The organism is Arthrobacter rhizosphaerae, assembly GCF_023062595.1.
Taxonomy (GTDB): Bacteria; Actinomycetota; Actinomycetes; order Actinomycetales; family Micrococcaceae; genus Arthrobacter; species Arthrobacter rhizosphaerae.
On record NZ_JALLAN010000012.1, the window covers coordinates 83664 to 95343 of the forward strand.

An 11680-nucleotide genomic window follows, 5' to 3' on the forward strand; every position below is an offset into this window, starting at 1 on the left:
AGCTACTTTCCTGCCGTGTTGTGGGTGGCCATGGGGGCGTCCGAACGCACGGTGTACTCGTCGAGGATTGAGTTCAATAACATCGCGGTGTACGGGTGGTCGGGGGCTGCGAAGATGTCCAGCGCTTTCCCTGATTCCACGATTTCCCCGTCCTGCATGACGGCGATGCGGTCACAGATGTCTGCGACGACTCCGAAGTTGTGCGTTACGAGAAGCACTGCCATGTTGAGCTCGGCTTGCAGGTCGCGCAACAGGTCGAGGATTTCCGCTTGAACGGTGACGTCGAGGGCTGTTGTGGGCTCATCGGCGATCAGCAGCTTGGGGCGACTTGCGACGGCGCCGGCGATCAGGACGCGTTGAGCCATGCCGCCCGAGATCTGGTGGGGATACGAATTGAATGTTCGCTGTGGATCTTGAATTCCGACGCGTTTGAGCAGGGCGAGCACCCGTTCCTTCGCCTCTTTGGCAGGCATGCCGGCTGAGGCCCGAATTCCTTCTATCAGTTGGTCACCGACGGAGAAGGAGGGGTCGAGGTTCGACATTGGTTCCTGCGGGATGTAGGCGATGGAGCGGCCGCGCAGGTCCCGGAGTTCCCTCTCGCTGAGTCCAAGAAGTTCTCGCCCGTTCAAGGTGATGGAGCCTCTGGTGATGACAGCTTCAGGGGGCAGGACGCCGAGGATCGCAAAAGCTGTTTGTGTCTTGCCCGAACCCGACTCACCGACCAGGCCAAGGGTGTGGCCGCCGTCCAGGGTCAGGTTGACTCCTTTGACAACCTCCTTCAGTTCCCCGGACGGGGTGCGGTACGCGATTGCCAGGTCCCTGACGCTAAGTAGCACTTCAGGCCCGGTGGCCTCTCGTGCGCCCGTTTGGGCCGCCTGTTTTTTCACGACTGAGCGCTTCACCGGTTTTGGCCGTACGCCTTCGAAAGCGTCCCGTAGTGCGTTTCCGAGCAGTACCATCGACGCCGTGATTACGCCCAGTAGCATGCTTGGCCAGAGGAACTGTGTCGGTTCTTCGTAAAGATTGAGGAATCCGTCTGCGATCATCGCGCCGAAGCTGGGAATGGTGTTGGACCCGACGCCCAGGAAAGCCAGTCCTGATTGGAGGCCAATAGCTGAGCCTCCAAGAAAAGCCGCCGCGATGATGATCGGTCCACGGACAACAAAAAGCACGTGGCGGGCCAGGATTCTCAGATCAGACAGGCCGGACACTTTGGCGGCGTCCACGAACAGCTCGTTCTTGACTCCGACAACCTGATTCCTGACGATACGGTAGATCCCGGGGGAGAGCAGGACTCCGTAGATGAGCATGGTGGAGCGGTAATCACCCTTGGTTAGCGGCATGAGGATGATCAGCAGGAGGATGCCTGGGAATGTCATGATGAGGCTGAAAACCCACTCGGTGGCTCCCTGGAGCTTTCTTCCGTAGTATCCACCGATGAGACCGAAGGTCACACCGATGGCCAGGGCGACGCTGGTCCCGATCAATCCGGAAATCATGCTGGTGTTGATGGAGTGGAGCAGGCGTGTGAGGATGTCCTGCCCGTTCTGATCACCGCCCAGAGGATATCCCGGAGAGCCCATCGGGGCGTTGATGGCGTCCAGTGATGCTTCGTTGGGCCCGTGCTGGGTCAAGAGGGGAGTCAATATCCCGAGTATGGCGATGACCAGCAGCAGCGACGCTGTGACCACTGCCTGGGGGTCCTCCAGTAGCTTTCGCCACGGGGACTTTCGGGGCGCCGCCTTTTGCGCCGGTTCAACGATGAGCTCTTCGACGCTCAAAAGATTCTCGCTTTCGGATTGAGCCAGCCATTCACGAGGTCGACCAAAAGGTTGATGCTGACCACAAGGAGAACACTGAACAATGTGATGCCCATGATGACGGTGATATCCCCCTGCAAGGAGGAATTGAAGGCAAAGGTGCCGAAGCCAGGTAGTGCAAAGACCTTTTCAATGATGAGGGCTCCGCCCAGCATGGTGATGAATTCAAAAGAAAGAACGGTCAGTGCCGGCCCGGCAGCGTTCCTAAGCGCGTGCTTCAGCACGATGGAGCGTGTTGAAATGCCTCGGGTGCGGAGTGTGCGGACGTAGTCTTTGCGCAGTTCGTCGATCATCGTGCCACGTACTTGGGCGGTGATGTTGGCTGCCCCCGCGATGACCAGCACAATGACCGGGATGGTGATGGTGGCCGCCCATTTTGAGGGATTCACGTTGAACGGCGTATAACCAGTTGCTGGCAGGAGGCGAAGATTGATGGCAAAAACAACGACAAGGACTATCGCGATCAACAAACCAGGAACCACATAGCCAAAAAGCGACGCAGCCTGCGCCAGGCGGTCCACTACACCTCCACGGGTTGCGGCGACAACGCCCAAAGCAACACTGATGATTACGGTGATCACTAGAGCGACAAGGACTACCGACAGCGTGACCGCCAGTCTTGACGCCACTGCCGGGCCTACCGGTTCGCTTGTGAAGAGCGACGTGCCGAAGTCGCCGCGCAGGACGCCGCCAAGCCAATCAAAGTACTGGACCAGGACGGGACGGTCGAAACCAAGAGTTGCCGTCATAGCTGCGACAGCCTCAGGCGTCGTTGCGCTCCCGAGCCGCGCTCTGACTACGGCGTCAAAGGAAAAGCTGAGAAGTGTGAAGGTTATCAGCGTCACCAATAACGCGAGAAGAATGCCTGCGCCGAATCGCCGCAGAATGTAGGGGATCATGGGGGTCCTTAAAGGCAGTGTGTGGGAGGTGAGCCCCAGGCAGACGCTCCCAGGGCTCACCCTTTTTCACTTCGTGGCGTTGAACGCCCGGATGGTGCTCAGGGTGTTCGAACCATCTCCGAGGTATTCGATGCCGTCTTTGGTGGCCCAGATGGTGCCGACATAGAAGAGCGGCGCGTCCAAAGCATTTTCCACGACGAAGGCATTGATCTTCTTATACAGCTCCGTAGCCTTGGCCTCGTCCCTCTCAAGGCTGACCTGCGTGATGAGCTCAGTCAGTTCGGGGTACTTCGATCCAAAGGGGTTCAGGAACCCGGCATCACTAAAGTTGTTTTGCAGTTCGCGCTGGGTCACGTTAAGTCCGTCGAGGAAGAAGACCATCGGGTATTTCTTGGAAGAAACTGCTGCGGCAGCGTTCTGCGGGGGAACCGGCTCCCAGGTGACTCTGATGCCGATGTCGCCCAGCGCTTGGGTGATCAGCGGCTCGAAGGACTTGGAGATCACGGTGGCAGGCATCGTCACGTCAAAACCATCGGCATAGCCGGCGTCAGCCATGAGCTTCTTGGCCGCGGCTGGATCAAACTTGTACGATCCTTCCAATGCCGCGTCATAGGCAGCGCCCTTCGGGTTGAAGATCTGCACTGTGGCCTTGCCAGAGCCGCGCAATACCTGCTGGACCATCTTTTCGCGGTCAAAGGCCATATTGATCGCTTTGCGGACGCGTTCGTCAGCAAGCGGTTTCAGCAGCGTCCCTGCCCGGTCAGCCAGCACAAGATTCGCCACTGCTTGAGCTTCAACCTTGGTCGTCTTGAACCCGGCGCCTTCAATCTGCTTAACCTGTGCGGGGTCGACGTTGCCAGCATCCAGTTCGCCAGCCTGCAAAGCATTGAACACCGCTGTGCGGTCCTGAATGACGCGGACAGTCACTGTTTTGAAGGGATATGCTTTCGCATTCCAGTAGTCGTCCCTGCGGTTGAGTACGTAGGTGGTTCCGGCTACCGTGGCTCCCTTGTCCAGGGTGTAAGGACCGGATGCTGTCGGGTCGAGGGCACTCGTTTTTTCATTGAGAGTATCCGGGTCGCCGATGACACCGGCCGCAAGGGCGAGGTTCGTGAGCAGCGCGGGTTCAGGCTGCTTCAGCTTGAGAACTACTGTCCTGTTGTTGGGGGCTTCGATCGAGGCGACCGCTGCAAGCTTGCCCTGCTGCTGGCCCGGAGTTGTCCTGGTCCGTTCAAGGGTTCCGGCGACTTCCTTGGCGGTGACTGTATCACCGTTGCTAAAAGTCATGCCTTCTCGCAGGGTGAGGGACAAGCTGAGGCCATCGTCTGAGAACTTCCAGCTTTCCGCGGCGTTTGGCTGGAGCTTTCCGTCATTGTCGACGTAGAGAAGAGTGTCGAAGACGGATCCCCAGACGTAGCTCTGCTGGCCTTCCTGCAACTGGGCGGGATCCAATGACGCCGGCGCTGCGGTCACAGCAAGGGCAAGTTTGGCATTCGATGAAGCACCGTTAGTAGCATTTGCCTCTTCCGGTTCAGAGCCCCCGGCGCAGGCGGTAGAGGTGAACAGTACGGCGGCCGTGAATGCAGCTGCGATTCCGCAGCGGAATCGCGATCGGGTCATGCGGGTGTCCATGAGAACTCCTTTGGTCCAGGGATGAGCGTCGTTGAGCGACGAGGTAGCGGTATCAGCACTGGCTCAAATTAGAAAAGCGCTGCTAATTTCATGCTGGGTCCAGTGAACCATCCTTATGGCCCCATGACAACCGATTGCCTCGATTTTCTTGAATTGCTGCCTAGCCTAAGTTTTCTCTGTTTGCTCACTTGAGCGTCCATCGCGGCGTCATCGGCGGAAAGCGATCCTGTAGTGCGAGAGAATACCATCTAATGGAACGTCATTCTAGTAAATGACTTTGAGTCTCCAAGCCTTTGCCAGGGCGAGGCTGGTCGACCGAAGCGCTCACAACCTGCCGGCAGTTGACGCTTCTCCCTGACCTTGGCAACCGGCTGCTAGTAAATCCATTGCCTTGTAGGATGACGAGGTGACTGAATCCAGAGCGTCAAGAGTTTCGGCAATAGCAGCCGACGGCAGTGACCTGCACGCTGGCAGCGCAGTCAGTGCCGAGGTCAATTCCGCTGCAAGCTCAGGTGCCAAGAAAGGGCGTACTGGAAAGGCGAACAGCACGATATACGACATTGCCAAGGTCGCGGGAGTCAATCCTTCGACCGTCTCACGGGCCCTCAGTAAGCCAGGGCGGGTCAGTGCCAAGACGCAGAAACTCATTGAGAAGGCTGCCGCTGAGCTGAACTACCAAGTAAACCCGTTCGCGCGCGCTCTGCCGACCGGACGCACCAACACTATTGGGCTGATTGTCGCGGACATCACCAACCCGACCTTTTTTGACATCATCCGAGGCGCCCAGGCGACCGGCAACGTGCGCGACTACACGTTGGTGCTGGCCGAGTCGGCGGAATCGGGAGCTACGGAGCTGACGGTCGCCCGGCGCCTGATGAGCACGGCGGATGGCTTAATACTGGCAAGTCCTCGGATGAATGACGCGGATATCAGGAGCCTTTTCGCTGACAAACCGGTAGTGGTTATTAACCGAGAGGTTGAGGGGGTTCCGTGCGTCATTCCAGATGTCCGGAAGGGTATTGGTGAGGCTGTCAGGAGTATTGCAGCCAACGGCCACAAGAAGCTGGCGTTCGTTGCCGGACCAGCGCAGTCCTGGATGTCGGCACGGCGTTGGGAAGGTGTGCAGGAGGCGTGCGAGTGGTCGGGGGTCGAGGTCATTCGGCTGGAATCCACCAAACCAACCGTTGACGGCGGAAGGCAGGTGGCGCGTGACGTGCTCTCCAGCGGCGCTTCCGCCGTGATGACTTACAACGACCTGCTGGCCATTGGCCTCATGCAGGAACTTCAGGCCGCAGGCTTGGATATCCCGGACCAAATCAGCATTATCGGTTTTGATGACATCTTTGGTGCAGATTTCACCACCCCTCCGCTGACGACGGTTCGCTCGCCTCTGGAGGCGTGCGGCAAGGCGGCAGCAGCCCGGCTGCTTGATCTCCTGCACGGTAACGGCGAGCTTGCGCGGACCCTCCAGGTGGAGACACAACTTGTGCTGCGTGGCTCAAGCGGCCGGTCTCCTGCGCGCTGACTAAACTTTCCGTTCCTTGATTGCGGCGGGTGTGGCAACCGGTTGACAGTGATGCGCGGACCGTCAATCATTGACCTATGTCACAACCGATTGCCATTAGTCCAGACAGGCTTTTGCCAGCTGACCCCGGAACGCGGCGCATTGCCCGGGATCTCCTCCAACGCGTCCAGGACCTACCCATAATTTCGCCTCATGGACACGTTGACGCAGCAGTCATTGAGCACAACACTCCTTTCCCGGATCCGGCGGCGCTGCTGGTCAGTCCGGACCACTATGTGACACGCCTCATTCATTCCAGCGGCGTTCCAATGGATCGGATGCGGGCGTCCAAGGTGGCGGAGCCGGACTCCCGCGATGTGTGGCACCAGTTCTGTAAGGCGTGGCCGCTGTTCGACGGGACTGCTTCTGGTTACTGGCTACGGACACAGTTTTCCAGCGTTTTTGGCCTTGAGACGGAGATTAGCGCTGAAACCGCCGACGCCAGCTATGACGCTATCTCGGCGAAACTTGCAGAGCCAGGGTTCCGTCCCCGCCAGCTCTTCAAGGATTTCAATATTGACGTGCTGGCTACCACCGATGACCCGCTGGATACCCTGGCCAGCCACGAGGCCCTCGCCCAGGACGCCACGTTCCATGGTCGGGTCCTGCCTACCTTCCGACCGGACGCCTATCTCAACATCGATAGTAAGGACTGGTCCGAAAATGTGGACCGGCTGATTGCAACAGCGGGCGACGGCGGCACCGGTTACGGTGCGTACATCACGGCGCTGGAGAACCGGCGTCGCTACTTCGTGGAACGCGGCGCTGTCTCCGCGGACCATGGAGTCCGCACCCCGGCGACACTCAAGCTTGACGCCGCCGATGCCGCAAGGCTGTTCGAGCGCGCCCGCTCGGGCCAGGCCACGGCCCAGGACCGTAATGACTTTGAAGCGCACATGCTTTACCAGATGGCGCGGATGTCTGTGGAAGACGGCCTTGTGATGACCATCCACCCGGGTTCCTACCGCAACCATCACGAGCCCACGTTCAATACCTTCGGCGCGGACACAGGGCATGACATCCCGTTCGCTGTGAATTACACGGAAGCCCTCCGACCCGTCCTGCAGGATTTCGGTACGATCAACGACTTTCATCTGGTGCTCTTCACCATGGACGAGACGGTCTTCTCTCGCGAGCTGGCGCCCTTGGCCGGCTTCTACCCCTCCGTGTATCTGGGTGCACCATGGTGGTTCCTGGATGCACCGGATGCCATGCTGCGTTTCCGCTCGGCTGTCACTGAGACCGCAGGCTTCTCCCGATCGTCGGGTTTCATCGATGACACCCGTGCGTTCTGCTCCATCCCCGCCCGTCATGATGCATCCCGGCGGATCGAGTCCGCGTTCCTGGCCCGGCTTGTGGCTGAACACCGGATCAGCGAGGAACGCGCACACGAACTGATTGTGGACCTTGTGGACGACTCGCCCCGACGAGTCTTCAAGCTGTGAGCGCTCGTCCGGACAGTCCGCTACAGGCGGCCGTGGTTACCAACACTCCACAACTGAGCCGAGCGCTCCGCCACACGACCACGGCACCTGTGCGCATCGTGCATCTCGGGCTCGGTGCCTTCCACCGTTCCCATCAGGCCTGGTACACGCAGCATTCCCGCGACGGTGCCGAATGGGGGATTGCAGCTTTCACCGGCAGGCGGCCCGACGCGGCCGACGCGCTCGCGGAGCAGGATGGCCTGTACACGCTGATTGAGCGCTCCGGCCAGGAGGACAGCTTTGAGATGATCGGCAGCATCGTCGAGGCAGTGGACGGCGCCGACGTCGGACGCCTCTGCGAGCTGGTCTCCGCAAAGGAGACTGCCGTGATCACCCTGACCATCACTGAGGCTGCCTACGGGTTGGCTTCCGACGGCAGGTTCGACGCCGGATCGCCTGCTGTGGCGGACGATCTCGCCCGGCTAAGGGATGCGGGGGCGGGCGGCACCGAAGCACCCACGACGCCGTTGGGCCGGCTGGTGCTGGCCCTCGGCGCCCGCAGGGATGCCGGAGCGGGACCACTCGCCGTCGTGAGTTGTGACAACCTCCCAGGCAACGGCGAGGTGGCCCGCCATGCTGTTCTTGGTATGGCGGAAGCGTGGGATGCGGGCGTCGCGGCCTGGATCGGGCAGAACGTGAGTTTTGTCAGTACGTCCGTTGACCGGATCACCCCGCGGACCACACCTGCAGACCTCGCCAAGGTTGAGGAGAGCTGCGGCTACCGCGACAACTCCCCAGTGGTGGCCGAACCCTTCCGGAACTGGGTGCTGAGCGGGGATTTTCCGGCTGGCAGGCCGCGCTGGGAGGATGCCGGTGCCGTTGTGGTGGATGACATTGAACCCTATGAAAACCGCAAACTGTGGCTATTGAACGGCGCGCATTCGCTGTTGGCCTACGCCGGGCAGCTGCGTGGCCACACCACAGTGTCAGAAGCGCTCAACGACAGGCTGTGCCAAGAAGCGATGGAGCTGTTTTGGGATGAGGCAGCCGCGCATCTGAGTGGAGAAGACCTCCACGTCCCCGAATACCGGGAAGCGCTGCGCGAAAGGTTCGGCAACAGCCGGATCGCCCATCACCTCTCCCAAATCGCGGCGGACGGCACCACCAAACTCCGGATGAGGGCTCTTCCCGTCCTGGCAGCTGAAAGGGCCCAGGGCCGTTCCGGTGCCGGCAGTGCCCTGATGCTCGCGGCCTGGATCGACTACCTTGCCCGGGAACACGAGCCGCAGGACCCGCAGGCTTCGGCCCTCCACGTGGCCAACAGGCTGGATGGACAGGAGCGGGTGGCAGCCCTCCTCAGCCTCGTCAGCCCGCAACTCTCCGATAACCCGCAGGTCGTGTCCCTGGTGGCCGGTCTTTGCGGGGCCTTCGCCGCCGAGGCAACGCTCACCAGCCACAGACCGCAAAAGATTTCCGGAAGGAACAGCTGAACTTATGAAGATCGTCGCAGCAGAAGTGTTCGTCACCAGCCCGTCCCGTAACTTCGTGACGCTCAGGATCACCACGGAGGATGGCGTAACCGGCATCGGTGACGCCACGCTCAACGGGCGGGAACTCGCCGTCGCCGCCTACCTGAAGGAGCATGTTGCGCAGTTGCTGATCGGCAAGGATCCGCAGCGGATCGAGGACACCTGGCAGTTCCTTTACCGTTCCGCATATTGGCGCCGCGGCCCGGTAACGATGGCCGCGATCGCCGCCGTGGACATGGCGCTCTGGGACATCAAGGGCAAGATGGCCGGCATGCCGGTGTACCAGCTGCTGGGTGGTGCGTCTCGGAACGGGTTGCGCGCCTATGGCCACGCCTCCGGCATGGACCTTCCCTCGCTCTTCGACTCCGTCCGCGAGCACCTGGAACTGGGCTACAAGTCCGTCCGGATCCAGACCGCGGTGCCCTCGCTGAAGTCCATCTACGGCGTCGCCTCCCAGGTGCAGGCCACGGGCGAACGCTACGACTACGAGCCGGCCGGCCGCGGAGCCTTTCCTTTGGAGGAGGACTGGGATACCCGTGCCTACCTGCGCCACCTGCCCAGCGTCTTCGAAGCCGTCCGGAACGAATTCGGCCCCGAGCTGCCGCTGCTGCACGACGGCCACCACCGGATGACCCCCATCCAGGCCGCCAAACTTGGTAAGGCCCTGGAGCCGTATGACCTGTTCTGGCTTGAGGACTGCACCCCGGCCGAGAACCAGGAGGCGCTGCGGCTGGTCCGTCAGCACACCACCACGCCGCTGGCTATCGGGGAAATCTTCAACACCGTGTACGACTTCCAGACCATCATCAAGGAACAGCTGATCGACTACGTCCGTGCAGCCTCAACACACTTCGGCGGTATCTCCCCGCTGAAGAAGGTCATGGACTTCGCCGCGCAGTACCAGATCAAGTCAGGCTTCCACGGCCCCACCGACATCTCCCCGGTCGGCTTCGCCGCCCAACTCCATGTGGGCCTGGCCATCCACAACTACGGCATCCAGGAATACATGCAGCACTCGCCGCAGACCAACAGCGTCTTCGAGCAGTCCATGACATTCGTGGACGGCTACCTGCACCCCGGCGACAAGCCGGGCATCGGCGTCGAGTTTAACGAGGAAGCAGCTGCGGCTTTCCCCTACCAGCAGGCCTACCTGCCCTACAACCGCCTCGTTGACGGAACCGTCCATGACTGGTGAGGAGGAGCTGCCGGTGACCGGCAGCCCCGGCATAGTGGTGATGGGCGTGTGCGGCTGCGGGAAGACCACCATCGGTGGCCTGGTGGCACAGCAACTCGGGATGCCCTTCCTCGACGGCGATTCGCTCCACCCCATGGAGAACGTCGCCAAAATGGCCGCCGGGACGCCCTTGACCGATGAGGACCGCTGGCCGTGGCTCGCCGTCATCGGGAGCGAACTGGCTGCGGCCGGACCGCGGGGCCTGGTGCTTGCCTGCTCGGCACTGAAACGCAGCTACCGCGACGCCATCCGCGCCAACGCCCCGCAGACCGTCTTCCTGCACCTGGACGGCAGCCGAGAAGTGCTGAGCCAGCGACTGGAAGGCCGGTCCGGGCACTTCATGCCTCCGACGCTTCTGGATTCACAGCTTGCCACGCTGGAGCCACTTGAGGGCGATGAAGCCGGGATCGTAGTGGATATCGCGGGCTCCCTCCCAGACGTAGTCCGAGCGGCACTCGTAGTGACGGAGCGGTAGTGCTGACGGAGTTCCACGTTGGGATTGTGCAGATGTTTTCCCAGGCTCAGCCCACTCCTCCTCAACGCTTTGGGGCGAAGGCCTGAATGCATCTGGTGGGTTAGGGTAGCCCGCTGTTTGAGTTCATCCAGTTCCATCCCCGCAGGTGCTTAGTCGGTTCAGCGTAGGCTCTCTGACGGGGCTATTCAAAATAATGGACAGATCATCCATCTTATGGAAAGCTCAATCTAGCGACTTTTCCGTCCTTCGGTACGGTGTTTCATTTACCGCAAAAACGATACTAGTTGTTGGACCTGAAAGGCTATTTAACCTTTCATAGCTCCCTTGACAGAGGAGGGAACCACGATGGGCGACTTTGAGGGGCTTACAGCCGTTGTTACAGGCGGGGCGTCAGGCATTGGCGCCGCTGTCGCAAGCAAACTTTCCGAAAGCGGCGCGAACGTGGCGGTGCTGGACCTCGCCGTTTCCGAGAACCACGAGGTAATCAGCGTGCTCGCGGACGTGTCTGACGATACTTCTGTGTGCGCCGCAGTGGATGCGGTCATTAAACGTTTTGGCCGCATCGACATTGTTGTGAACAACGCGGGCATCGGTGCTCAGGGCAATGTTGGCAGCAATACCGATGATGAATGGCACAAGGTGTTCGACATCAACGTGCTTGGAATGGTCCGCGTAAGCCGGGCCTGCCTGCCGTACCTGCGCGAGTCGCCGGCGGCGGCCATTGTGAACACGTCCTCTGTGGTTGCCACGGCAGGACTGCCTCAGCGGGCGCTCTACAGCGCCTCAAAAGGTGCTGTGCTCTCACTGACGCGTGCTATGGCCGCTGACCATCTGCACGAAGGCATCCGGGTCAACTGCGTAAACCCCGGAACAGCTGACACGCCATGGATCGGGCGCCTGCTCGCCGCAGCAGAGAACCCGACAGCAGAGCGGGCGGCTCTCGAAGCCCGCCAGCCCCACGGCCGGCTTGTTACCCCGGACGAGGTGGCCGATGCGATTGCCTATCTGGCTAGCCCACGCTCTGGCTCCACTACCGGTTTTGACCTGGCAGTCGACGGCGGCATGCAAGCGCTGCGGCTCCGCCAGAGTCACTGAAAGGCCTG

The 11680-nt window shown here is 60.8% G+C and carries 9 protein-coding genes; 6 read left to right on the top strand and 3 right to left on the bottom strand.

The features are described from left to right. Window positions 1-2: 2 nt before the first annotated feature. From MU551_RS16140 to MU551_RS16150, 3 genes are all read right to left on the bottom strand, one after another. Window positions 3-1781, bottom strand: coding sequence for a dipeptide/oligopeptide/nickel ABC transporter permease/ATP-binding protein (locus MU551_RS16140; RefSeq protein WP_247046296.1), 1779 nt, complete (start codon window positions 1779-1781; stop codon window positions 3-5). After that, window positions 1778-2719 (bottom strand): ABC transporter permease, encoded by a 942-nt coding sequence (locus tag MU551_RS16145; protein WP_247046297.1) that lies wholly within the window; start codon window positions 2717-2719, stop codon window positions 1778-1780. The genes MU551_RS16140 and MU551_RS16145 overlap by 4 nt, the downstream gene beginning before the upstream one ends. A gap of 66 nt (window positions 2720-2785) precedes the next feature. Then, on the bottom strand, window positions 2786-4351 hold the full coding sequence (locus tag MU551_RS16150) for an ABC transporter substrate-binding protein (protein WP_247046298.1): 1566 nt from the start codon (window positions 4349-4351) through the stop codon (window positions 2786-2788). A 406-nt stretch (window positions 4352-4757) separates the two neighbouring features. Between MU551_RS16150 and MU551_RS16155 the strand changes: the two genes are divergently transcribed. The 6 genes from MU551_RS16155 (at window position 4758) to MU551_RS16180 (ending at window position 11672) form a co-directional block, all read left to right on the top strand. Beyond that, the gene (locus MU551_RS16155; protein ID WP_247046299.1) at window positions 4758-5876 is read left to right on the top strand and encodes a LacI family DNA-binding transcriptional regulator; all 1119 of its coding nucleotides are present in this window, start codon (window positions 4758-4760) and stop codon (window positions 5874-5876) included. A gap of 77 nt (window positions 5877-5953) precedes the next feature. Further along, the gene (gene uxaC / locus MU551_RS16160) at window positions 5954-7360 is read left to right on the top strand and encodes a glucuronate isomerase (protein WP_247046300.1); all 1407 of its coding nucleotides are present in this window, start codon (window positions 5954-5956) and stop codon (window positions 7358-7360) included. Beyond that, window positions 7357-8829 (top strand): mannitol dehydrogenase family protein, encoded by a 1473-nt coding sequence (locus MU551_RS16165; RefSeq protein WP_372489875.1) that lies wholly within the window; start codon window positions 7357-7359, stop codon window positions 8827-8829. Before uxaC ends, MU551_RS16165 begins: the two co-directional genes overlap by 4 nt. A gap of 4 nt (window positions 8830-8833) precedes the next feature. Then, a complete protein-coding gene (gene manD / locus MU551_RS16170) occupies window positions 8834-10063 on the top strand; it encodes a D-mannonate dehydratase ManD (protein WP_247046301.1) in 1230 nt (409 codons plus the stop codon). Further along, window positions 10053-10577 (top strand): gluconokinase, encoded by a 525-nt coding sequence (locus MU551_RS16175; protein WP_247046303.1) that lies wholly within the window; start codon window positions 10053-10055, stop codon window positions 10575-10577. Before manD ends, MU551_RS16175 begins: the two co-directional genes overlap by 11 nt. A 345-nt stretch (window positions 10578-10922) precedes the next feature. Continuing rightward, window positions 10923-11672, top strand: coding sequence for an SDR family NAD(P)-dependent oxidoreductase (locus MU551_RS16180; protein WP_247046305.1), 750 nt, complete (start codon window positions 10923-10925; stop codon window positions 11670-11672). The last annotated feature ends 8 nt before the right edge of the window (window positions 11673-11680 follow it).